19 protein-coding genes are annotated in these 25,906 nt (G+C 46.8%); 10 read left to right on the top strand and 9 right to left on the bottom strand.

The window, feature by feature from the left end:
* Positions 1–3 precede the first annotated feature (3 nt).
* Positions 4–3,360, bottom strand: a complete 3,357-nt coding sequence (locus OEY58_13035; GenBank protein ID MDH5326379.1) for a M20/M25/M40 family metallo-hydrolase — start codon at positions 3,358–3,360, stop codon at positions 4–6.
* A gap of 170 nt (positions 3,361–3,530) precedes the next feature.
* On the opposite strand from OEY58_13035, the gene OEY58_13030 reads away from it, so the two are divergent.
* Complete coding sequence (locus OEY58_13030) at positions 3,531–4,475, top strand: ankyrin repeat domain-containing protein (protein MDH5326378.1); 945 nt, start codon at positions 3,531–3,533, stop codon at positions 4,473–4,475.
* A 17-nt stretch (positions 4,476–4,492) separates the two neighbouring features.
* Here OEY58_13030 and OEY58_13025 read toward each other — a convergent pair whose 3' ends face one another.
* The 6 genes from OEY58_13025 to OEY58_13000 all read right to left on the bottom strand — a co-directional run bounded on the left by OEY58_13025 (position 4,493) and on the right by OEY58_13000 (position 10,960).
* Entirely contained in the window at positions 4,493–5,830 is a 1,338-nt protein-coding gene (locus OEY58_13025; GenBank protein MDH5326377.1) for a hypothetical protein, read from the bottom strand.
* A 393-nt stretch (positions 5,831–6,223) separates the two neighbouring features.
* Positions 6,224–7,285: a thioredoxin fold domain-containing protein gene (locus OEY58_13020; GenBank protein ID MDH5326376.1), complete on the bottom strand. Its 1,062-nt coding sequence runs from the start codon at positions 7,283–7,285 to the stop codon at positions 6,224–6,226.
* A gap of 34 nt (positions 7,286–7,319) precedes the next feature.
* Positions 7,320–8,594, bottom strand: coding sequence for an HDOD domain-containing protein (locus OEY58_13015; protein MDH5326375.1), 1,275 nt, complete (start codon positions 8,592–8,594; stop codon positions 7,320–7,322).
* A gap of 142 nt (positions 8,595–8,736) precedes the next feature.
* Positions 8,737–9,099: a hypothetical protein gene (locus OEY58_13010; protein ID MDH5326374.1), complete on the bottom strand. Its 363-nt coding sequence runs from the start codon at positions 9,097–9,099 to the stop codon at positions 8,737–8,739.
* 247 nt (positions 9,100–9,346) lie between these two features.
* Positions 9,347–9,706 (bottom strand): hypothetical protein, encoded by a 360-nt coding sequence (locus OEY58_13005; protein MDH5326373.1) that lies wholly within the window; start codon positions 9,704–9,706, stop codon positions 9,347–9,349.
* Positions 9,707–9,982: 276 nt separating this feature from the next.
* Positions 9,983–10,960: a hypothetical protein gene (locus OEY58_13000; GenBank protein MDH5326372.1), complete on the bottom strand. Its 978-nt coding sequence runs from the start codon at positions 10,958–10,960 to the stop codon at positions 9,983–9,985.
* Positions 10,961–11,225: 265 nt separating this feature from the next.
* Between OEY58_13000 and OEY58_12995 the strand changes: the two genes are divergently transcribed.
* Positions 11,226–12,770 carry an AAA family ATPase gene (locus OEY58_12995; protein MDH5326371.1) on the top strand — a complete coding sequence of 515 codons (1,545 nt, stop codon included), beginning with the start codon at positions 11,226–11,228 and terminating at the stop codon, positions 12,768–12,770.
* Here the strand turns inward: OEY58_12995 and OEY58_12990 are convergent.
* Entirely contained in the window at positions 12,767–14,155 is a 1,389-nt protein-coding gene (locus tag OEY58_12990) for an MBL fold metallo-hydrolase (protein MDH5326370.1), read from the bottom strand. The genes OEY58_12995 and OEY58_12990 overlap by 4 nt on opposite strands.
* A 159-nt stretch (positions 14,156–14,314) precedes the next feature.
* On the opposite strand from OEY58_12990, the gene OEY58_12985 reads away from it, so the two are divergent.
* The 8 genes from OEY58_12985 (at position 14,315) to OEY58_12950 (ending at position 24,549) form a co-directional block, all read left to right on the top strand.
* Complete coding sequence (locus OEY58_12985) at positions 14,315–14,770, top strand: CBS domain-containing protein (protein MDH5326369.1); 456 nt, start codon at positions 14,315–14,317, stop codon at positions 14,768–14,770.
* A gap of 16 nt (positions 14,771–14,786) precedes the next feature.
* Entirely contained in the window at positions 14,787–15,236 is a 450-nt protein-coding gene (locus OEY58_12980) for a host attachment protein (GenBank protein ID MDH5326368.1), read from the top strand.
* A 19-nt stretch (positions 15,237–15,255) separates the two neighbouring features.
* Entirely contained in the window at positions 15,256–15,525 is a 270-nt protein-coding gene (locus OEY58_12975) for a hypothetical protein (protein ID MDH5326367.1), read from the top strand.
* Between the two features lie 447 nt (positions 15,526–15,972).
* Positions 15,973–17,874, top strand: a complete 1,902-nt coding sequence (locus tag OEY58_12970) for a hypothetical protein (GenBank protein ID MDH5326366.1) — start codon at positions 15,973–15,975, stop codon at positions 17,872–17,874.
* A 274-nt stretch (positions 17,875–18,148) separates the two neighbouring features.
* Entirely contained in the window at positions 18,149–19,213 is a 1,065-nt protein-coding gene (locus tag OEY58_12965; GenBank protein ID MDH5326365.1) for a hypothetical protein, read from the top strand.
* A 147-nt stretch (positions 19,214–19,360) separates the two neighbouring features.
* A complete protein-coding gene (locus OEY58_12960) occupies positions 19,361–19,738 on the top strand; it encodes a hypothetical protein (protein ID MDH5326364.1) in 378 nt (125 codons plus the stop codon).
* Positions 19,739–20,031: 293 nt separating this feature from the next.
* Positions 20,032–23,271 (top strand): PAS domain S-box protein, encoded by a 3,240-nt coding sequence (locus OEY58_12955; GenBank protein ID MDH5326363.1) that lies wholly within the window; start codon positions 20,032–20,034, stop codon positions 23,269–23,271.
* 135 nt (positions 23,272–23,406) lie between these two features.
* On the top strand, positions 23,407–24,549 hold the full coding sequence (locus OEY58_12950) for a response regulator (GenBank protein ID MDH5326362.1): 1,143 nt from the start codon (positions 23,407–23,409) through the stop codon (positions 24,547–24,549).
* Positions 24,550–24,633: 84 nt separating this feature from the next.
* On the opposite strand, the gene OEY58_12945 is transcribed toward OEY58_12950, so the two are convergent.
* The gene (locus tag OEY58_12945; GenBank protein ID MDH5326361.1) at positions 24,634–25,392 is read right to left on the bottom strand and encodes a Crp/Fnr family transcriptional regulator; all 759 of its coding nucleotides are present in this window, start codon (positions 25,390–25,392) and stop codon (positions 24,634–24,636) included.
* Positions 25,393–25,906 lie beyond the last annotated feature (514 nt).

Here is a 25,906-nt window from a genome sequence, read left to right as displayed (position 1 = left end):
CTGCTAGCGCGCAACCAATACCGCTTCGCCCTGTTGCTCTTTACCGTTACGCAGCCATTGAATACGGAGTCGATCACCCACTTTTGCTTGGCGTAGCACAGCAGCAAAATCCCGCAAATTTTTGACAACGGCAGCGTTTATTTTGACAATGACATCGCCGCCGCTTAAGCCTGCACTTTGCGCCGGCGAACCGGAATTGACACCGCTTATTTTCACCCCAACCCCTGCATAACTGAAATCGGGAATGGTTCCTAAACTGACTTTACGACCTGCCGGTTTTCCCTGCCCTTGTTTGCCGGCAGCTTGTGGCCCGTGTGGTTGTTGTCCCTTGCCTGAGACCAAGGTCACCGTCAAAGGATCGAGACGATGCGCCAAATACTCCATCGTTTCTTTGACGACAGCAGCCACTTTAACCAAACCGGCAGTATCGATCTTATCCACCCGGTCTCCGGGGCGATGAAAATCTTCGTGAACACTGCCAAAAAACTGTACTGCAGGAATACCCTTATCCAGAAAGCTCTTTTGATCGCTGGAACCGAAATCATCAGCGACCGGACGTATATTGACACCGGTGGCCATGCCCACAAAGCGAAACATCGTTTTCCATTCTTTGGCCGAACCGGTCCCAAATACTGTCAGGGCCTGACTACCGAGCCGTCCCACCGTATCCAGATTCAGCATGGCGAAGATCTGTTCCGGCGGGAAAGCGCTGCGGGTATTCACATAACGCAACGAGCCACGTCTGCCGGCTTCTTCACCACTAAAAGCCACAAACACAATGGCGCGTTCCGGTTGCCACGTTTTGGCTTTATTTAACACTTCGAGCATGACGGCAATACCGCTGGCGTTATCATCCGCCCCATAATGAATCTTTCCTTCATCCCCTTGGTGAACATCCGGCCAACCCTTACCCAAATGATCGTAATGCGCCCCCAACACCACTGTTTGCTGCTTCATTGCCGGATTCTTCCCCGGCAATATGCCAATGACATTACGCAAGCGTAAACGCCCCTTGGGAACCCCCACGTCTTCAACCCAATCCTGAAAATAGCTGCCTTTATCACCACCGGCTTGTAACCCGGCATTTTGAAATTGTTGCGCGATAAAATCTGCGGCTTGATCTAACTCCGCGCTGCCCAACTCACGCCCCGCCATCGCTTCGCCGGCCAGGGCAGTAATGGTTTTCACCATGGACACGGAAGAAAATGCCCCGGGTAATTGCGCCAATGCTTGGCGTGGGGCCTGATTGTATTGCGGAACCCGGCTATGTTGTTTCATACCGGCTGTCATGGGGCTGTTGAGCACCGGCCATTGGCCTTTTAGTACATTCTCAGGTTCTTCACCTTCGAAAGCAAGGTAACTGTATTTACTGTAATGGGGCAGCTTGCGTGTCAAACCGGGTAACGCCTCCGGGCTGGAAGCGCCTAACCACAAGATGGGTTGATCTTCCGAGAGTTTTGTCGACAACACCAACGAGTGCCGTGTCGACTGATACCGGGTGTTATTCAACCTTACCGATGAAGTTTTACCCTTTTTGTCAAAATGCACGCCTTGTGAGTTTAATGCTTTGAATATGGTAGAGTTAAAACGGTTATTCCATCCCAGGAGCCACACGGCGCCTTTGCTTGGCAGTCGTTTTAGTTGCGAATCCAATTTCACCTTCCAGCGTCCTTCCTGATCCTCGCTCCATTTGCGTGCCAGTTTTTCATAAGCTGCCAGCAAAGACTTTGACGCCCTCGAAGGCAGTACAAGCAATACATCCGCAGCGCCATATCCTTGTGATAAAGCCGCGGGTATTTCCGCTTTATGCACACGCCGAAACACATCAAAATCCGGGTCTATGCTTAAGCGCAATGGTTCAAAGGAAGAATATACCGATATTGACTGTTGCTTTGCATCAATAGAGAAAACTTTACGTAAAACCGCATTTTTATCCTTACCGTACAAAACAACCGGCAGCTGCAATCGATACGCCGCTTGTTTTTGCAACTGTTGTATGGTGACGGTCGTCTTATACCCGTCGGCGTCTTTGCGTACCCGGGTTTTTCCCAATTTGAGCTCAGGTGCACCACTGCGTGTGGTCCATTGCTGAAACACGTCTTGCAAGGCTTGCCCCGAGGATTTGGAAAACACGTTTTCCAAATCTCCGAAAGAGGCCCGCTTGAAGCGAAACTGCCGATAAAATGATTGCAGTGCAGCGGTAAACTTTTCATCTCCCAGTTGCATTCTGAGCATATGAAAAAACATCATGGTTTTGCCATATCCAATAGCGGATGAAGATGCATTGTGGCGCGAAACAAATTCCGTCAAAGGGAAATCACGCCCCTCCACGACAAAATCCGCGTACTTTTGCAGAGTATCACGGCGGTAGCTGCGACCTTTACCTCGCTGCTCATTGATCAGATGATCCGCCAAATACGCGGTGAGCCCCTCGGCCCAGTTGCCACTGGAATAGTCAACATACACACCATTACCCCACCAATTGTGAAGTATTTCGTGAGGATAAGAAGAGTGCAGAATAAACGGCAAGCGAATCACTTGACCGCCCAACAGGGTAAATGATGGCATGCCATAACCCGAACCCCAGAAATTTTCCACCAACGCAAATTTGCCATATGGATAGTCACCCAATAACGTTTCATACATCCTGATGTATTGACCGGTAACATCCAGATACTTTTGTGCCAGGGAAGCGTCAGGTTTTTGCAAATATACCTGGGCTTGCACCCTTCCCGCCGCCTGTTCGTAGTAGGTGTATTTCCCGCCCAGTAAATAGATTTCATCCTGTGGATTTTTTTCAACCCAGGTGGTCTGAGCTGTGGCAGCACCCTCTCGTTCGCCTTGGGTGACACTGGTCCAGCCTTGCGGCAAATTGACCCGCATTTCAAAACTCATTAAATGCCCAGCGATCTGGGGATACCATAGCGTTGATGCGGCTAAAAAAACACCTCGCTCGTCAATAAGACCTGCTGTTTGGGAAAAGCTTCGATCCGATTCTTTGGCAGCATGCAATTCGTGTTGGATAATCCCGGAATATTTCAGCTTGATCTTATTCACACCGGACCGCATGCTGATGGCATAGCGTGTTCGCGGGACTTCGCCATCCGGTATGGATCCCGCTATTCCCGTTTCAACCCTGCTGATTTGGGGGTGGGCTTGAAGCGCAAGGTCACTGTGCAATTCAAATTCCAAAACCTTAAGCATGCCGGCAGCGCCGGGTAAAGTTAGAACATCCTCCACTTCTATGCGCGATTGTTGCGGCTGTAGTGTTATGTTCATCTCATGATGCACTACATCGGCCAGGCACCATAAAGTTGCCCCTGACAAAAGCAACCCCACAATCAATTGATGAAGTTTCATTCCAGTCCTTGAAAAACGCCCATAACAGCGCTAATGATAGCAGGAAAATTGAAACCTAAGCCAAAATTTAATAATCTCACACAAAACCATTTTCAACGAAACGTACCGGTATGATTCTCAGTATTGCAACGCACCAATCGACTTCATGCTCTCACAACCATTGTTTGTGCATGGTTACCAAAACCCTGCCATGGACGAAAACACTACTCATTATGTTTATACTCCTGGCATTAACTGCCTGCCAACTCCCGGCACGAAAATCCAAAGGAAACGATTTCTCCCGTGCCACTGCGGCAGTACTCAACGGTGACGCCGGGAAAGTACAACAAGTACTAAAACAACACCCCTATTTAATTAATGCCCGTGACGTAGACGGGCACTCCCTATTGCATATCCTGGCCAAACCACCGGCACATATTCGCAACCGCACCATGGTCGCAGAGACTCTCATCAATATGGGCAGTCCGGTGGACGCCCGCCTGAATTACCAAAGTGGTCCTACTCCCTTACATCTGGCTGCACAGAGCAATGATCTGGAATTGATCAAGACCCTGTTAGCCCACGGTGCGGACATCCACGCAAAAGGTGCGACAGATAAATCTACCGTCCCCTACCTGGGTGTCGCATCCCTGGAAAGTTCAATGTCAGTCTATGCAGGTTCTCCATTAAGTGTGGCTTTGCATTATGGAAATACGGCCAGTGCCCGTCTATTGGTGGAAAAAGGCGCACATGTCGATGCTCCGGAATTGGCTGCCGGGCTGGGAAATTTGGATAAGTTCCGCGAGTTAACGTCTATTCGCGGCAACCGTCTGTCTCGTGTTAAAACCGGTTTATTGTATCTAAAGTGCTTCAACTACGCGATATTCAATCAACAATATGAATTGGCGGATCAACTGTTACTCAGCGGTGTCAATATCAACGGTCATCATGAAATGGATAACTTCACTTTGCTGCATTTGGTGGCTCAAAGAGGCAATTCAGATATGGCCAGATTCTTGTTGCAAAAAGGAGCCGATCCAAAAATTCGAGCAGGAAGAAATCAATTAACGCCACTGGAACTGGCACTGCGACACAACAATACCCGAGTGGCCAATGTGTTGCGCGGAGCCAGATAGTCAGGCAAAAAGCCTGGCTATTTCACTTCATGAAATAAGCGGGTGATAGTCACACGCTCTTGGTTTTTTTCCAAAATGAGGTGTATTTTTCCTTGAAAAATATTGGGTTTCGCCGCATCGCCGCTACGAACATTCACCACCATACTCCCCCTGCCCTCAGCTTTGTTGTCCTGGAAAGTCCACTTAACATTATGCACAATCATTTTTCGGGTTTTGGTACCTTTGAACAGTGCAGTGTATTCCTTTCTCAAAGCGGCAATGCTATTAACGTCGTTGCTTAATATATTGTCCGAAAAAAGCGAAACAAACTTATCAATATCACCGGCCTGATAATAATCCACAAATTGCTTGGTGATTTTTCGGGCTTCCGTATTCGTTAACTGATTTTGTTGTTTGCGCAGAGCTTCCGTGTCGATGATATTTTCCACTTCGGTTACCGTCACCGGTTTGGTTCTGACTATTCGGTTTAAAACCGATGGCTTCACCTCTGACTCCTCCACCGAACTTAAATCTATAAACCCCTCTTCATCAAAACGTGCTAATTGCGGTTGAGCGGACTGTTTCACTGTTTCGCCTGATGCAGACGTTTGGGTGGGACGCGGGGTGGCCGGTTCCTCGGTTTTCGTTGTGGATACACGCTGTAAATGAGAAGTCTCATTACTATTTACAGCGCCCTTTTTCTGCGCATACGCATTGGCAGCAGCCTCCAGGTCGATGGCCAGATGCAATGCCAATGACTTCAACAACTCTCGATGCTCTTCCTGAGATTCGCTGGGGGAAGCAGTCTCTTCCTCTAACAATTTTTGTGTCAGGGAATTTTCCAACAATTGAAACCATATGGTTTGCTTGTGAATAAACTGTTGTGACTTACTAAGTGTAATCCATCCATGAGCCAGCGAAATAATCAGATCATTGCTCCAATTATCATCCTGGATTAACTGCAAAGCCGTATGTTCCACTCCCAATTTACCCGGAGAGACATTTTCTATTTTTCGAACTAAGTCCTTTATAGCGCCACTATCAAATTGACTGCCGGCTTCGATAACACGACTGCTTTCCGCTTTGATTTCATCCAGGTAAACCGCTTCTTGTTCTGATAGACGACCGGCTTGTTCAATTGCATCGGTGCCGATCATTTCCTCTTCTGATGCCAAATAACTAATGGTCATCAATCCAACTATCACAGCTCCCAGCACCAAAAGCTGTAATAGATTATTCTCAACGAACCGCTTTAATTGCAACATTCTATAAGCCAACGTATTACTGAGTTTCGCCTGAGAGATACCTCGGCTCACCGAAAAATGGTTCTGTACTCGAAAAGGAGTAATTTGTAACCAGGAAGGTAGTAGTCTCATATCTGCAAGTACTTTTGAAAAAACCTATGCAGCGAAGCTATGAAACCGACTGATGTATAGGCCGGTACTGCATACGGTTTGCTTGTCGCCCCGTTAAAGGATTTTACTATTCTTAAGATAGGGAATGCAAACAGCGTGACAACCCGGTCACCGACAACACGTAAGTACTTAACGACAGCAAAACCCCAAAAAGCCATTGACCTCTTACTGCTGCTCGGAAACTCCCAATACACGGTTGATTAATATTTGCCCAGATCAGAGGGTCGGGATCTTAGGAACTTTTCCACTACTTAAGTAAAATGCGGAGCTACCCTTCAATTTTAGACACATCTCAGATAAATCGCGACTGCGGCACTCAAACAGGCTAATGAACCCTTAAGTCATCGACAAACGTCAAGGCCTGCCGGATTCCAACCTGGACTTGCGACTGCGGGTTTTTTGTCTCCAAACCTGAAAACTGGGCTCGGTTTCATAAGCCCGACTTGAGACGTAGGTCAGCAGGTTCTTGAGACGATAAAATCGTATAACAGAATCCACACGCATAATCTCGCTACCGGATTCATTATAAAAGACCAGTGTAGGCGCATAATATAACCCTAAGTCCCGAGCCCAAGCCCTGGCAGTGCTGCGCGTACCCTCTGGCGTCACAACCGCTGTTTCAGCATCCATATCTAATTGCACCACTTCAAATCCCTGCAGTTGTTTACGTATGCCCGGATCCGCAAGGGGACCACTGTGTAAAACATCACAAGCATGACAACTAGCCTGTTCAAAAAACACAATTAAGGGTTGCGAGGCATTAAAGCGATTGCGTTGCAATGCGTAGGGCGGACTGCTGAAACTGGGGTGCGTGTTTAGCTCGCTTTCATCAAATCCGGCCACACCTTCAGCGCGTTTCAAATAGTCTCTCAGCGTTTCGCGCCTATAATGCCTGTCTGCCACGTATTCCAATGCCGCCCTGAACTGATAAGGCGGGTAATAACCGGATAGACGCAAAACTTCTTTTCCCGTCCCATCATAAAACAACAATGTGGGAGTAAACTGGGTTTTCAGTGAATTGGCAAACGCTTTTTCGGAGGCGTGTCTGCGGCCTTTGACATCCACCACCGCGCGCTGTCCCAAAACATCAATGGCAACCACATCAAAGTGTTCCCGTGTATAAGATACAATACCCCTGTCGCGCCAATTTTTCTCTAAGTGGGTTTTGCAGTAGGGGCAATCTTTTTGGCCAAAATACAGTATCAACCCTTGTTTTTTCCCTTGTACGAGATCTTCAATATCGGCATCCAGCTCCAGGAAACTCAACTTAAACCAGTCGGGCAGTACAATATCTTCTATCAGGGGGGTATCATCGAATTCAATGAACTTGGAGGCTGAGTCAACACTTTCTTGCGCCGAAACGGGCAAAATGACGGAAATGGTCAGTAATACTAACAGAATGCGTGTGTACGGCATGGCTTGAAACGGGTCTCGTTTGCCTTAAAATTCCTTATTGTATACCCAATAATTGCTTCACCGGGGCCAAGCGGTGATTGGCATTGGCCAGGATAGTGATACCATGCTCAGGACTATACTCAGTCAGACCAAGTTTGTTAAATGCCGGTACCTGATTTAATGATACCAGATCCCCACCGACCAAGGCTTTTACTTTTTCTTTTTTCTGCCCAATAAACGCGTGTAGTTGGGCAACCAGAACCACATCGCAATAGTCCGCTTGCGGCCCGGGGTCACGTAACCAATCATCGGCCTCCCTGGCAACTGTGATAAATTCGTCGGGAAAATCCCATTTTGATAACACGGCTGCGCCGACATCACCGTGAAGTGTCTGTACAAGCTCTTCAACCTGTTCCGGAAATTGAACCAGCTCAGGATAGTTTTCCGCGTACATCAGTATAGGAACCATACCAATATCATGCATCAATCCCATTAACAGTGCTTGTTCCGGGTTAAAGCGACCGGTTTCTAAAGCAACCACATAGGACAAAGCAGCAACTTCCGCGCTATGTGTCCAAGCATACTTCATCAGTTGATGGATGTGTGGTACCTGGCTTTTGTAGACATTTAGCAAACAATGGTGCAAAACAAGATTTCGAACCATATTCAACCCTAACCGTAATATGGCCTGCTCCAAGGTTAATACCGGTTGACCGACGCGATACAGAGGGCTGTTTGCCGTACGCAGCAATACAGCGGCCAATGCGGCATCGGCTTGTAGCATTAGCTCCAGATTACCCAAGCTCACATCGTCACGGATGGCCCTTTGAATTTCCATGGCAATTTTTGGCAGGGTCGGAATATGCAAATTTCCGGTTTGAATATCAGCATAAATGTCCCTGAACACACGACTATTCAGTGCCGAGTCACTGAAATCCATGTTTTCCACTTGTTCGCCGGAACAGCCGGTACTTATGAGATTATCGATCACATGGTTGGCAACACGGAAAAACTCCACATAAGTCAAACATTTAATAGTATATTTGTGGGGATCTAAATGAGAAATGGGGTGCCGCGCCTTGTCGGTTCCCGCTTCAATGATATAGCTGTGCCCGTCTTCCGGAATAAGCAGGAATTTACCCTTAAGCAAGTAAAAAGCCTGCTGATCCGACTCCCCCCACTCCACCAGCGTGCGTCCTTTGCGTGCACACACTTTTGGGGTCGTTTCCGCTAGTAAAGACAACTCATCCGGGTATAGCGCAGCAAGAGGATAGAACGATTTTAAAATATCCTCAGTGACCAACCCGGAATCGTCTGCCGCTTCCAGCATAAAACCTGTTTCCCTGAATACACTTGTTGTAAAGCTTGTTATGTCTTACAACGGCATTTTGCCAAAAAGCTTGAGACCGGGAAAACAGAACAGAAACCTAATCACTCAGGTTTTCAGTTAGTTACAGTCAATTGGCTATCAGCTAAAAGCGGGAAACGGAATGCGTGCGACGCTGATATTCATTGACCAATTCCTCAGTGTTTCGCAGCCATGCGCAGGCTTCGCAACTGCACAGCCCCACATTGTGTCCCGCCCTGGCCAGATGCAGATCAATATAGTCCAAGGGAAACATCAGAGACTTTAACAAAATATGCTCCGGTTTTTGTTCTATGGAGATACAGTCATCATTACGGCTTAACCACAGGCATTCTTCCACGGTGTCACACATAGCACAGTCTTTATCATCTTTATTGTAATGACCGCCATGGTCACAATGTCGCAAGTTCATACCGGATTTCACGTAGTCACGTGGATAATTCAGCGCATCTATTAATTTATCTTTCATTCAATCATTCCTCCCCAAATATGAATGTATCTTCTTTCTCTGAAGTTTTCTTTTGTCTAAAACCCATAACGTCAAATAGTCAACCAAGCACCATGACAACACTGCCAAATTTTCACCGGATGCCAAATCAGGTTTTGCTATGCGTTTCTAACAACTATAGAAGGATTTTTTTTAAAAAGAGTCTTTGTTGAAATTTATTATAAAAAGGAAAAATTTAATCTTGTTTTAGAACATAACAAAAAAGTGTTCACTTTTTGGAGGGAGACTGAAAAGGAAAATGATAGAATTGCAAATTGAGGTAGTGAACCACCTGTTCACGCTGGTGTTCATCCCAATCCAACTTGAGATATTTGACCCACCGCCCCACCCACTGGCGTACTTCCGGCAAAGACGCCGCCTTGCGTTTACTGCGTATGTGAACCACGCTGTCATGGCAAACACGACAATGATTTTCATACAATAAACGACCGGGATGCTGAATTTGAGAAGGCTTGTCCGGGTTTGAGTCTGTAGAACCTTCTACAATCATATCCAGAGGTAACTGGATTTCTGCGGGAGAGAACTCCTGGTAAGCAGCCCATGCCATTGGCGAAACACTGAGTGCCATGCTCGACCCCAATCCGAGCACAAACGCATTCACCATTGCGCTAACAGCAATCATTCGCCTGACGGAGAAACAGCTGAATTTCCTCTGTCGAGAGGGTCTCTCAGTTAACATAACCTGACCGAAGTAGTTGCATTCCTCAACAAAGTGTGGAACCCAATCGGTCCGATGTCAATGTACGCAATGAAAGTTCAGGAAAGAACGCGCAAGCGGAAATTTGGAATCAAAAAAGGGTGCAAACGCCGCACCCTTTCTGAACAACGAGAAAACGTTCAGCAGCTATAAAACCGGGATAATCTCCACGGTCAAACTTTGGTACATTTTGGCACATTGATCAAACTCGTTCTGGCGCCTGCCGGTCGCTTCCACATAACCGCGACATTGATCCAGTTTTGTATGCACAAATTTACAGGCACTTTCCGCTTGATTAATAGCATCATCCAGGAACCCCAAACCTTGAAAACAGGTGCTGACTTCCAAGCATTCGCCGCTAACACAGGACTCGCTGATACGATCGGCCAACAAGGAATAACACTCGCTGGGATCAGCGCTGGACGGATTCATAGAGCACAACACCGGCGGCTGCGTAACCTTAACCGAGTTCAACTTGTCCACAAACCCTTTTGCGGCAGTTTGCCAGGCGCTAAATCGTCTGGCTTTTGTCGCACACTTCTTTTTACTATTTTTACCGTACTTTTTACTACATGCGCTCAACTCGTCACAAGCACCGGCAACTGTCTTAAACAGGTCATTATGGGTTTTGCCCCACTTTTTGTATTCCTTGGCATTGCGAAATCCTACGCCGAATTTTTCGTCTTGGGTGGCCTGCCAACCGAGTTTAATACTTTCCCTGGCCTGCTCCTCCAGCTTAACATAGGGCTCGGATTTACACTCCGCCACCATTTTCAACGGTTCAACAACCGGGGGAATTTTGCTTAAATCCTCCGCCGCCGTTTCTTCAACCGCTGCTGTGGATTCAGTCTCAGCAGGCGCGGCTTCGACCATGGGTGCTGCGGCTTCCGCTTTGGACTCAACCGCCGCGCTATCCTCAGCCAAAGATTCACTAATACTGTCCAAGGCCTCCATCGCTTTACTCATGGGTTCGCTCGCCGGCGCCCCGGCATCTACCTTGGTGTCCGGCTTGGAACCCCCATCCGAACCACAGGCACCCAAACTACCCAACACACTACCCAATACGACCAGCAAAATCAGTCGCTTGATCGGTTTACACCCTTTATTTATATTCACTACTTTCATCCATCACTCCCCCGGACTGTGGTCTTCATCAGTAACGGCACCAAGTCCGCAGTTGAATTAACCCAAGAAATCGTAAAATCAGACCTGCATGTCTATGGCAAAATCCATTGGCCCAATTGTTTTAGCCTATCCCGGCCGTGGCCTTCGTACCATTATGCCATCCATGACAAGAGCTTAAAATATTTTCTCCTGACAATAAAGCAGGTTTCGATAAGAGGGCCAACTATAATTGGGGTATATATACCCCTTTGAGTGGTTAGAGTTCATGAATATTGCGACCCGATTACTGAATCCCGATTGTTATCCGCATCCTGTGTCCACCTTAAAATTGGTGGAAACCCACGTTTCTTGGGTGGTTTTAACCGGTCAATTCGCATACAAAATCAAAAAGCCTCTCAATCTGGGCTTTCTGGACTATTCCACTCTGGAAAAACGGCATCATTGCTGCGAAGAAGAGTTGCGACTGAACCGGCGTTTGGCACAACCCCTCTATTTGAGTGTCGAACCTATTACAGAAACTGTAAATGGAGTTGTACGCATCAAGGGGCATGGTGCGGTGGTGGAATATGCAGTGAAAATGCGTCAATTTGCCCAGCAGGATCAATTTGACGAACTGTTGGCTGCGGCGCAATTAAAACCCCGGCACATCTTTTCACTGGCTAAGCGCCTGGCACAGTTTCATCAACACGCTGCTGTCGCCCCAACCGCCTCGCCCTGGGGAAATCTTGAAGCCGTAGTCGAACCAATGCTGGAGAATTTTCAACAACTGGCCCAGCTGTCGCAAAGTCAAACCGACACCACCCGACTCACCACATTGCAACGCCGCACTCAAGCGGAAATCAATAATCTCAAACCATTGTTAAATAAAAGAAAAACCCAAGGATTCGTACGGGAATGCCATGGGGATCTACACCTTCGCAATATCGCCATGCACGACGACGCCTTGCTTATTTTCGACTGCATCGAGTTTAACGACAATTTACGCTGGATTGATGTTATGAGTGAGCTGGCCTTCACCGTCATGGATTTGTACGACCGGGAGCGAGCCGATTTGGCTATGTTATTACTCAATGCCTACCTTGAATTCAGTGGCGATTATCAAGGTGTGCCCCTGCTGCGATTTTATCTGGTCTATCGAGCCATGGTCCGAGCCAAAGTCGCCGCTATTCGAGCCCGGCAAACAGAGTCGCCCGACGTTAAAACCCAAGCTGAGCAACAAGCTCACCACTATATCGAGCTGGCTCAACAGTTTTACCAAAAAACTCGACCTGCATTAATCATCTGCCACGGATTGTCCGGCAGCGGCAAAACCACCTACAGCGAATCATTGGTTCCTCTACTGCAAGCACTACGAATCCGTTCGGATATTGAACGCAAACGTCTGGCAGGATTGGACGCCTTGCAAAGTAGCGGATCAGACGGCAACCGGGGAATATATTCAGCGACAATGACGCAAAAAACCTACCGGGTTTTGTTGGAGCTAAGTGACACCCTGCTAAAGGCAGGCTGGCCGGTAATAGTGGACGCGGCGTTTTTAAAATGGAAGGAGCGATTCGAATTTCGACAACTGGCGGCAAAATTGGAGGTGCCATTCCTCATTTTGGACTTTCCTACTCCAACATCGTTATTAAACCAACGCATTATGGAACGCCTGGCCCACGGTCAAGATGCTTCCGAAGCAACGCCGGCAGTATTGCAACAACAACTCCAGTGGCAAGAACCTTTGGACGACACAGAAAAAGCCGCTTCCGTAAATACGCTTGTCACAGACGCGAAACAACTGAGTCAAACCATGAGGCACTCTTTTTAAATTTTCAAAGTTTCTCCATATTCAGCACAGTGAGGACGCCTGCCGTAACGGGTTTCTATCTCTTTTTGTAAAGTGGACATAGCCATATCCTCCCCATGCACCAATACCAAGGGTGGTCGGGTATTAAAATGACCGTACCATTGCATCAAACCATCGCGGTCTGCATGAGCGGAAAATCCACCAATGGTATGAATCTTAGCTCGCACCCTAATGGTTTCACCCCACAGTCGAATGTACCGAGCACCGTCCACAATAGCGCGACCGGGTGTACCTTGAGCTTGAAACCCAACAAAAACAATGTGGCAGTCCTTACGCCAAATATTGTGCTTCAAATGATGGCGAATGCGTCCACCATTACACATCCCACTACCCGCAATAATAATAGCACCGCTGTGAAACAAGTTCAGTTTCATGGATTGTCCTGCCGTACGGCAATAACACAGATTGGGAAACAACTGGCTGCCACCGCTGCGCCACAAATCCCTGGCTTCGTGATCGTATAAACCTTTGTGCTTGAAATAAACTTCAGTGGCCTCTATCGCCATTGGACTGTCGAGAAACACCTGCCAATTATTCAGACCCCATTGCTTGTAATATTTGCCGAATAAATACAACAATTCCTGGCTGCGCCCCACCGCAAAAGAAGGGATAAGGATATTGCCGCCACTATTGCTCGAGGCCGCCTCAATGACACGGCTCAACTCATCAATGGTTTCCTGAGCGGACTTGTGTAAACGATCACCATAAGTACTTTCCATCACGACCATATCGGCATGCTCCAAAACCGCAGGGTCACGTAATATAGGAGCTTGGGATTTTCCCAAATCTCCGCTATAAACCAGCGTTTTTGTGCCACCATTGTCCCGGAACACCAGTTCAACAATAGAAGATCCTAAAATATGCCCGGCATCCAATAAACGTAATTCCAGTCCGGGTACCACGGTAATCCGCTGTTCATATTCCACATTTACAAACCGGCGCAGAGCACTCTGCGTGTCCTTAACCGTAAATAGAGGGTCAATCGGCTCTAAACCCTTACGTTGACGTTTGCGGTTTTCCCATTCGGCGTTTTTCTCGTTGATAAACCCCGCGTCTTTTAACATGATGCGGCACAAATCCCGGCACGCCGTTTGGGTATAAATCGGTCCGGTAAATCCCGCTTTGACCAATAAAGGAATACGACCGGAATGGTCGATATGTGCATGACTGAGTATTACTGCATCAATACTACCGGGCTTAAATGGAAATGCATGTCGATTTCGTGCCTCCTGCACCGGAGCCCCCTGAATCAAACCACAATCCAGTAACACACGACGTTGCCCCACTTGCAACAAATGGCATGATCCGGTCACCTCACCGGCAGCTCCGTAAAAAGTGATTTCCAAAATCGGTCCTATTTAAAATTGCATTTATTAACAACTATACTTTAAAAAAGGATAGCTACTCCGGTTTCGGAACAGTAAAACACGTTTTTTTGACATACGTCATACAAATGGTTTTTATCAATAAATACAATTGGATATAAAGCTTCACGGAAACTGCACATGAGCATAGGCGATTACTGTAACCGAGCCGTGGTGGTCACCGGCCCCAATTCCACCGTTAATGAATGCGCCGAACTTATGCGCCAACACCATGTAGGCAGTATCGTTGTTGTGGAATCCAAGGGCGGTATCAACATCCCTATCGGTATCGTCACTGATCGGGACATCGTCATTGAAGTGGTCGCCAGACACGTCTCCCCCGAACAAATCACGGTATCCGATCTTATCAGTCGTAATCTCATTGTAGCACGTGAAGTGGACGGACTATGGGAAACACTACGGCGAATGCGCAACCGTGGCATAAGACGAATTCCGGTAGTCAATGATGAAAATGTTCTGGTAGGTATCTTAACCGCGGACGATTGCCTGGAAATCCTGACCGAGGAATTGCAACAGCTGGTGTCCCTGGTACGTGTAGAACAAAGTCAGGAAGTGATTAATCGCACAGTTCCCTAATCGACGGAGTCAATTCATGAATAAAACATGGGTCGTTGTTGCTGAAAGCAGTCGGTCTCGAATCTTTAACATGGAAAAGATCAATGGACCATTAGTGGAAATTCTCACATTTGACAACCCGGAAGCACGCAAGCACGATGCCGAAATCCTGGCTGACCGCACCGGGCGAAGTTATGATAGCCACGGTCACGGCAGAAACGATATCTCAGAGCATTACGCCGGCAAACAAGAAGCAGAGCGATTTGCACGCCAACTGGCGGAATTGTTGGATTCGCACCGACTCACCGGCGATTACGAACAACTGATATTGTTCGCCGCCCCCACTTTTCTCGGGCTGCTACGCGAGCACCTGACTGAATCCACCAATCGATTAATAGTGCATGACAGTAATAAAAATCTGGTGCAGTTTAACGCCGACAAAATCCGCGACCATATTCCCAAACCCATACCAAGAATAATCGCTTAGACAATTTCAGGAGGATTACATGGGGACACCGACTAAAAAAGAGTTAGAAACAGCACTGACGCAAGCCGCGAAAATGCGCGAACATGGAGAGGATCCCCACTTTATGGCAAAATCCCTTTTAAATCTAAATTATCGTTTAAAACACCTGGAACAGGTTCTGCACAATGCGGAACTGTATTTACACTCCGGCCAATCTGCCACAGAACATACCCACTTGGTACGATCCATCGCGAAATACCATTCATTGGAACATCGCAGCAGTGGAGAAGATGAAGATTCCATTCTTTAGCAATCCGCGCTCGCCCTCCGTTTCACTCGGCTCAATGTAGGGTATTTCCTACACTATAACTCGGCGTATACTTAGATACAGCAACAGCGAATTATGTAACTATTAGACAAAACCGGTATGGAAGGGCGCATATCGATAGTTTTCAGAAATATTAGCGGTTTTCCGCAATGCTGGAGCGATCCACTCGTTCCAATCGGCACACTTAAGTAGTCTACTGACCGCAGCCACTGGACTTGAAAAGTCTAAACCTTGGCAAATCCTCGTCAGCGGATAAAAAGTGTACCGTTGAGGTACCGGCAATCGAGCGGAACAGCATTGGATAATATAAATGTTTTTTCCACGCTATAGCAAAACCAGCGCACCTTCCCCACGGCAGCAACGCCAGGGAATCCCGTATCCTGTGTAGTACTGAATCGGGTTCTTGTCTACAAATACAGGAGCATGGAAATGCTGACAAACCACTCATCTTATGTCGTAACCAAAGTCACGAAGTTAACCAACGCTGCGAAGTTATTGTCAGGATGTGTATTGTTTTTATCCGGCTTGGGATATCAGCCGACGATTCAGGCTCAGGTATCGATGGACTACATGATGCTGCGTCTGGCAACCGAATTCAACGATGCAAAAGCACAGTACTTGCTGGGAAAAAAATATTATCTGGGAACCAAAGTAGAACAAAACTACGATGAGGCCATCAAGTGGTTTGAAAAAGCTGCCGCACAAAACAATGTTGACGCCATATATTATCTGGGGAAAATGAATCTCCATGGCGAAGGAATACCCCACAATTACCCTGCCGCATTTGACTTCCTGAGCAAAGCCGTTGATCGGCGCCACATCGCGGCCAAGTATGAATTGGCGAACATGTTGTTTGAGAAAAAATTCGGTCGCCAGAATATAGAAAGAGCTCTCGAACTGTACAAACAAGCAGCAAAAGAACGTTTCGCGCAAGCAGCCTACAAGCTGGGAGTCATATACTATGAAGGAAGCCATGTTCCAGCCAACCCGGACATGGGAAAAAAGTGGCTACTCGCCGCCGCAGAATCCGGTGATTCTCCGGCACAAAAATACTTAAAAAAAACAGCAGCCAAGCAACGTAAGCTGGTTGCGCAAAACAGCACACCCGCACATAACGACAAACGCGAAAACGCAAAGCAACAAGCCACGAAACAACAACCGGTGACACAAGCTGCCAGTCAAAAAACCCAGGCTAAGGCTGAACCGACGAAAACCCAAACAAACCCAAAGAACCCAAATGGTAAACAAGATGTTAAAACGGACAGTGCTCCAACAAATGCCCTACTCGCCACCCTACTGGAAAAAGCCAAATCCGGTGATGTAGATGCCCAATACGCCAGCGGTATGAGTTATCTCAGTGGTGAGCATGGCAGCAAAAACCCGCTTAACTCGGTACAATGGTTTCGCAAAGCAGCGGAACAAAACCACGCCGGCGCACAATATAAGCTGGGCCTACTCTACAGAGACGGCACCGGTGTCGCCCAAAGTGACAGCGAGGCCATTAAGTGGCTGCGTCTGGCTTCCAGTTGGGGCGTAGCACAAGCACGTAAAGATCTGGAAACCTTATTGCGAAAACAACTGATCGCTGACGCCAACACTTTTGCCGGGGGGCCGCTGGCCAAACCCGAAGCCCAATTCACTCTGGGCATGATGTATGTTAACGGCGATGGTGTCGCCAAAGACCCGTCGGCGGCCGCACAATGGCTACACAAAGCAGCAGAACAAGACCATACCGAAGCACAATTTCAATTAGGCCAACTGTATAATAGTGGTAGTGGTGTAGAGGCAGATAAACAAGCTGCGAAAATGTGGTTGGCAAAAGCCGCAGATGCCGGTTTGACCAAAGCGGATAATGCGTTACAGACCATGCTGAAAAAGGAAGAAAAGCGTCTGATTAAGCGGGATGTCAATACTTTAAAAAAATCGCCTGTCTATACCCTGATTCAAAACGCCAGTGAAGGCGATACGGAATCTCAATATGTGCTTGGTATAAAATACTCCAAAGGTGACGGTACTGAAAAAAGTATTGAAAAAGCCTTACACTGGTTACAACTGGCAGCCGAAGATGAACATATGATGGCCCAGCTGTCATTGGGGGAAATTTTTCTAAATGGCCTGGAGGTGGAGAAAAATTTGCCTATGGCCGCCAAATGGTATAAAAAAGCCGCAGAGCAGGGTAATTCCGAAGCACAATACAACCTCGGCAACTTGTACCGCAGGGGAGAAGGTGTATCCATGAGCAATACCAAAGCGGTCAAGTGGTATCGAATGGCTGCCAGGCAAGGCCACAGTAAGGCGAAAAACCGCCTGGGAGGTTGTCGTATTTGCTAAATCGGCGCAATAGAAAATAATATAGCGCAATAAACGGAAATGACCTTGTAGAAAAAACATTTCAAAACCGGATCGTTGCATCAACACACAAAAGCCGTTAATTATGGAGCGTTATTCAAGGCTCAAGGCCTTGTGATGATCGCCACAAAGACAATAACGCTACAACAACAAAGGGCATGATTTAATGGATTGCAGGTTTGGGGGCCGGGGGACATCGCGTCTAACGGGTATATCGCAGACACGCTGTGCGAGTTGGCTCACCGCAACACTGAGCATGTTCCCTCTATGTGTCAACGCAGTCGACTTCAGTTTATTTGCGGAAACGACTTTTCAATACCAACAACATCAGGACGAAAAAAGTCAATCGTTCAATCTCGGGCAGTTGGATCTGCTTAGCAACCATGAAATCAGTGACAGCAGTGCCGCCGTTACAGAACTGGTATTTGAAGCAAAAGACTATCATCAGGGGTTTAGCGTTGAAATAGAACGGCTGACTATTAACAAAACGTTTTCAAAAACCTTGACCCTCAGCGGCGGTCGTTCCCACACCCCTTTAGGAAGCTGGAACAATAACTATCATCACGGTTCATTGTTACAAAACAGCATCACCCGCCCGATATTTTTAAAATTCGAAAACAACCAAGGCATACTACCCTTACATATGGTGGGTGCACAATTTGACCACTCGGGATCTTATCTTCAAAGCAAGCTTGTCGTAGCCAATAGTAACGGTATCAATACCAATGACGTGTCACCGACACAATTCGGCAGCCTTGAGGTGATCAACAGTTCCGAATTAAATAGTGCTCAAACCGGTTTGTTGCAACTGCGTTTAAACCCCACGGTGAGTGCGTTTCAATTTGGTCTGAGTGCAATGAAAAACGCTGTAATTGAATTGGGAAAAGACTCCGCTACCACCATGCTGCCACACGGTGAAACGCTGTTTGAACAGGAAATCTTATGTGTGGATCTGGGCTTCAATTCCAAATATTTTAATTTTCTGACCGAATATTACCAGCTCACTATCGAAGATAATCCCAATATCAGTTCCATCTTCCCCCCTAACCCACAACCTTACAAAGCGAAAGCTTACTTCGCCCAAGCCGGATTTTACATATCCGACACACTCTCCGGCATTCTTCGCTATGAATCCCTGGATTTTCCAGCCGGCAGCACCTACTTTGACGTGTTGGGTATGGAAGCTGTAACCCGAGGTATTGTAGGATTGAATATGGATTTGGGTTCCAGTTATACATTGCGATTGGAACTGGAATCCATGGAATGGGAAAATCGTCGCACAGAGTCTTTTTCCATTCAGTGGTTTGTTATTATTGTTTAACCTTTCCCTCCATGCCTGATCGTACACTGGGAAGGAAATCACTTTTAGCCGGCTGACAATACCTGTACAGAAACACGAAACCGGCGTATAAGTGTCTTTGAAGTTAGCAGTTGTCCGTGCCCCAAACACATACCCGCAGGTGCAACTATGACTATTCATTATCAATACAACAAAGATATAAATTGCGTTTATTCCAGACTTAAAGGCCGCATTAATGAACGAAATCTGGGAGAGCACATCAACGCCGTCAGCGCTTTAAATACTTTAAAACGCGGATGGATCGAGATACTGGACATGTCCCAAATTGACGCATTGGACTTATCCTATAGCGACTGTGTATTACTTTCAACACAATGGATGAAACTACAACGTGCCGGATGTATTGGCGCAATCTCCTACGCCCCCAACGAACTCACCTTTGGCGTTTCACGCATGATCAAAGCCACATGCGAAAAAAAGGATCACCCAGTATGGATTATCCGGCAAAAAAATATTTTATCGTTTCTCACGGGGACCACTACTTAAGGACACTCTGATGACTCCTTGAGAGATAAAACGCAGCCGGAATTTTTCAGATATTCCTCTCCGTGAACGGCAGTTTCTGCCATCGGTCCATCATGCAGTTTCGTTCATTGTTAGTTCAAGATTTCACTCCTACCTACCGATACCACAGTGGGGTTCATTAACTTTTTTCATAGGCTCAGAGTCCTGCATATGCCGAAAAAAGCTTTCCCTGCTTTTTGCACGGAATGTTAAATGTACGTAATTGATTGTGAGAAAATTGTAAAACTCATTGGTATCACGTTGGAATCACGGAATTGAGTAAGGAAATATCCATAGCACCGGATGATCATTCACTCCAGCAAAAGCTGATCACCGGTTTCTTTTTAGCCATTTTGGCTCTCACGGGGAACGTGTTAAGTTTACCGCTGTTTTTTGGCGTAGATTTAATATTTGGCTCCGTGGCCGTAATGTTGGCGATAACACTGTTAGGTACGATACCCGCATTATTTGTCGCCGTTGTGGGCGGACTATATACCTTGGTTTTATGGGGCCACCCCTATGCTTTGATCATATTTTCGCTGGAAGCCTTAGTCGTCGGTACTCTGTATAAACACAGCAAAAGTCAAAACCTGGTATTACTCGACCTAAGTTTTTGGTTGCTGTTGGGAGTTCCGCTGGTCATAATATTTTATTCCAGCATCATTGGCTTGGAATGGAAATCGGTTGTGCTCATTGCATTGAAGCAACCCTTAAACGGCACTTTCAATGCCCTGCTGGCAGGCTTACTGCTTCTGTTTCTACAATTGTTTGCACAAAGTTCCGACCGCATCCAATTACCGGCACCACATCTGGAAAAATTGCTGTTTCACGTTTTGTTGACCGCAATCCTTGTTTCCGGAGGTGTTCCCATTGTGAACGAAAACTATCGTCAGCGTCTTGCCGAGGAATCCTATTTACATGAACGTTTGCTGGACTCCGTGCAACTTACTCGTCGTAAACACAGTCAATGGGAAAATATTAGTAGCGAGCAAATACAGGAAAAACTGTCCAAAGACCCGGTGACTCCAAACTCCGGCATAGCCTTGATCGGAACGGATGGACAAATTTTATATTCCCGCGGTAAAATAACGAGCTTATCTGACAAAGGCCAGATACAAACCATTAAAACCAGTTTGTCTATATGGTTACCAAGCGAAGATATGCCCACCATGAAGCGCTGGAGAAAAGGCCGTTATGTCGTTCAAGACTCTATTAGTGGAGTACCTGGCGTCTCCCACCTTCTGATGGAAAGTGCGACCGAATCTTTGGTCCATAAAATGGAGCAGAATCAGGCTCAGGCATTTATCTTTCTGTTACTACTGCTATCCGGTGGAATTGTAGTATCCCGCCTATTGAGCCATTGGTTGACCCTTAATTTAAGTATTCTTGAATCCGCCAGTAAAGACTTACCCAATAAAATTGCACAGGGGAAACGGCCCGAGTTTCCCAAAAGTCTGATTCATGAGTACCGTAGTCTTGGCAATATATTGACCCAATCCGCAAACAGTCTGGCCCATAGTTTTCATGACTTAACACAAATTAAGGAACAATTGGAACTTACCGTAGAAAAACGCAGTGAAGAATTGGACATAAGTGAAAAACGCTGGCTATATGCCTTGGAAGGTTCGCGTGAAGGGGTATGGGACTGGAACATCAGCACCAAAGAGATGTTTTACTCTACCCAATGGAAAGCCAATTTGGGATACAATGAGACCGAAATCACCGGCTCGTTTGACGAATGGGATCAGCGCATACACCCGGAGGACCGTGAACGGTGTCAAGCCGATTTATACCAAACCCTCTATGGCAAAACTCCATTTTTCAGCAATGAACACCGTATGCTTTGCAAAGACGGGAGTTACAAATGGATACTGGCTCGCGGCCAAGTGGTAGAGCGGGATACTAACAACAATCCAATACGTGTCATCGGCACCCACCGGGATATATCGGAAGATAAACACGCAGACGATGCCTTGAAGGAAAGCGAATCCCTGCAACGGGCTATACTTCAAACTGCAGCTGACGCCATAATCACCATTGATACCAAAGGTATGATTAGAACGTTTAATCCGGCCGCTGAACGAATCTTTGGGTATCAAGCCAACGAAATAATTGGAAAAAATATCTCGATCCTGCTGCCGGAACACGAACGCGATACCCACGAACGTTATACTCTAAAATCTCAGTTACACGCACCTCGAATTATCAATCAGGCCCGCGATCTGCAAGGTTGCCGCAAGGACGGATCACTGTTTCCCTTAGAGCTAAAAGTCGCCCCTATGAATTTCGCTAATGAGAAAGGTTTCGTGGGTACCTTACGAGACACCACCGAATACAAGCAGCACGAACAAGCACTGCTACAGGCCAAGAAGGAAGCTGAAAAAGCCAATCACGCCAAATCGGTCTTTTTAACCTCCATGAGTCATGAATTGCGCACACCGTTGAACGCCATTGTGGGATTTGGACAGTTGATTCAGGAAAGCAACCTGGATGAAGAAAACCGGGATTGCGCTGCACAAATCGTAAAAGCGGGCCATCATTTAACCCAAATGATCAACGAAATCCTGGACATTGCTCGCATAGAGTCCGGTAAACAGCAGTTTTCCCTGCAAGCCTTACCGATTCGCGATGTATTGGAGGAACTGCTAAGTTTGATACAGCCTCTTTCTGAGGAAAAGCGAATTCGTTTGATAAGGCCGGCTGAGACATGTGATGCTCACGTATACGCTGATGAAAAACGTATAAAACAAGTTCTTCTAAACCTGCTGTCCAACTCGGTAAAATACAACTATCCGGGTGGACATATCCGAATAACATGCACAACTCAAAAGGAAAATATTGTAAGGATTTCCATTGAGGATAGCGGCCCAGGAATTGATCAGGAAGATCTACAGCGCGTATTCGAACCCTTTGAACGCCTTAACGCCGACAGAACCGATGTGGAAGGAACAGGGATTGGCCTGGCCTTAAGCAGGGTGTTAGTTATGGCCATGGGGGGTCGATTGGGTCTGGACAGTGAAGTGGGTGTGGGCAGCACTTTTTGGTTGGAATTTCCGGCAATTAAGAAACCGGCGAACCTTGCACATCCCGAAACTGAAAATGACATCCATTTGGAGCACATTAAAGGGAAAACAATACTTTGCATCGAAGACAATGTAGTCAATCTAAAATTGATAAAAGCCGCCTTGAACTATGAAAAAAGCATTCAACTCATCTCCGCCATGAAAGGTGAGCAAGGGGTGGAATTGGCCGTAACACAAACTCCGGACCTAATCCTACTGGACGCCCATTTACCGGACATTTCCGGAAACCAGGTGTTGAGCCGGTTGAAATCCGACCCTCGTTCCAAGCATATTCCGGTCATTGTCGTCAGCGCCGACGCCACTCAGACTCAAATTGACTCCATGTTGGCCACCGGTGCCGCTGCCTATCTGACCAAACCTTTCAGGATAAAAGAGTTTTGGCATCAGATTGAATCCGCCGTCAAACCCCAAATCCAAAGCAACACCGGCTGAACCCAATTTAACACTAAATCCATCCTATCCTATTGTTTTATATAAGATTACCCCTTCCATCCGGGTATTCGTTCAACTTTTTTTAACATTGACCGATAGGTAAACAATACCGAAAATTCAAACGGATCCGGTGATATGACCCAAGCCCATGAAAATACAAAACCTACAGTACTGATCATTGACGATTCCAAGCTGGTACGGGTCAGCCTCAATCGAGCATTGCGCAATGAGTTTGAAATTATCGAAGCGGTAGATGGCGAAGAGGGTTGGGAACTTCTTAATGCCAATGACTCCATTCAAGTGGTAATTACCGATGCAGGCATGCCACGTTTGGATGGCTATGAACTGATTCAGAGGATTCGATCTCAAGAACAGGACCGAATTCGAGATATCCCCGTTTTAATGATTACCGGTGCCGAAAAAGCAGAAACCGGAGTACGGGAAAAAGCCCTGTCCCTGGGCGCCTCTGATTTTATCACCAAGCCGTTTGATAATGTCCAATTAGTGGCACGAACCCGTTCTTACATCAAACTGGAAACTCATACCCGAAGCAGCAGGGATCTGGAAGCCCACACCACTCTGGATCCGCTGACAAAAACCGGTAACACCAAGTATTTACTGGAACAAGTATCTCGCGGTATGGCTTTCGCTACGCGCCATGCCCAACCCTTGTCGTTGTTGGTGATAGGTATCGATAAGTGGGAACAACTGTTATCAGAGCACGGTGAAACCAAAGTAGACAAGATTCAAATCGCTGTTGCTGAAGCTATCAAACCTATGTTACGCCAGGAAGACGCCATCGCTCGTATTGAAACAGGTACCTTTGCAATTCTTACCCCCTCTTTGGGAGTTAATGCCGTTGGAAAACTGGCGGGGCGCATACAGCATATGTTGCAATCGCAAAACTTCCTCAACAGTAATAACCATATTAGCATCACTGTTTCGGTTGGCGCTGCCGGAATGGAGGAACAGCACCCTCAAAATGCAGAAGCCTTCTTAAGTACTGCGCGGCAAAGATTAAAAACCGCACAAAGCGCGGGTGGGAATCGTATTATCGGTAGTGGTGATGACGCAGGACCTGCAACCGCATCAGTACAAACCATTCGTGTGAGTATCGACTCAGCACTGAAACTCCTGGCAGAAGGTAATACAAAAGCCTTAGCCAATCATCTACCGGCCATTGCCAACCGTATTGTCCCCTTAGTTGAACTGTGTAACCGGGAACTGGGTTGGCAGCTTGATGCCGAAATGGAACAAATTAAACATAAACTGAAATAGCCGGCAGACACCACTGATTCGCGGCCCATGTCAATAAGCAGCAACTCCCCCGGCCCGATAACCGTTGATAATCACTCCGTCCTCTCAAGCCGATTGCTGTTGACTGAGTTTTCTACCGGTTTCTTTATTAGCAAAGGATTCTATCCATTGTAAATTTTCAATGTAAATGGTGCGCTGCTCTGTGCGCAATAAACCCTGTTTTTTTAATGCTCCCAGAACCGTAGTCACGGTTTGGCGACTGGCCCCAATCATATCAGCCATTTCCTGATGTGTTAGTGGAATATCCAAACGGATACCTTTACTGTTACACGTACCGTAGCGATTGGCCAAACGTGCGATCAATTTGACAACTCGAGAGGTAACATCATCCGAAGCCAAGTGCAACAACACATCACCCAATTCACGCAATCGACTACTCAACAACTCAATCACTTGCATGGCGCTGGCGGGATTTGCGTACAAGTACTGTTCAAAATCTGCTTGTTTTATAGCCAAAACTTCTACCGGACAACAGGCCAGCGCATTTACCAAACGGTGATCCCGTCGCATGACTTCGGATAATCCGAATAATTCCCCAGGAAAACAAAACCATAAAATAACTTCTTTACCTTCCTGGGACAATTCAAAGACTTTGACCCTGCCATTTAGCAAAATATAGACATCGTCACTGCTGGAACCCACGTGGAAAATCATTTCGTCTTTACGAAATAAACGCTTAACTCCGATAGCAAGTAAATCCGAACTTCCCTTATTGCCGATGCTGGAAAAAAAATCTTTGGAAAACGATGGTGTAAATAGTTTGACGCCCCCCTCAACACCAAAACCGAATAACGGCTTATCCATGTACAGTACTCCCCCCTTGGGTCAATAGAATACTTCTTCCCCTGCCGATGTCATCAACATCAGCAGTACTCCATTGCGGCTGTCTTCCGGCTGACTCCGCCCCTTACTCTGTATTATTATTATTCAAGGCGTTGCTATATGTGCAGAAAAATTGACTGACTGAAAAATCGCTACGGCAAACTATACCCTTTACGTGCGCAAATGCAAATAAGCTGGACTGAATATAAACACACAAAGAGCACTCGACGTTTGTACAGTATCTAACCCGTCGCTGTGTGGCTACAAACCAGAGAAAAAGAATTTCGCTTCTGCCCGGCACACAACTCCCCTAACCCCCGACTTAGTTCTTAACGTCCAATACCTTGGAGCATTGGACGTGTTTTTATCGAAAAGTGTGATTTAACCTGCCCGGTTTGCGAACTGCAACAACCAAACTTTGTCACAAGATTTAGGGAAGCTCTGATTGACCCGGTAATCGGTGTTTATGAAAACAGAAATTTTTATCAGAGGTACC

Source organism: Gammaproteobacteria bacterium (assembly GCA_029882975.1).
In the GTDB taxonomy this organism is placed as follows: Bacteria; Pseudomonadota; Gammaproteobacteria; order SZUA-152; family SZUA-152; genus JAJDNG01.
Note: the sequence above shows the minus strand (reverse complement) of the source record. Positions and strands in the feature narration are given on the sequence as shown.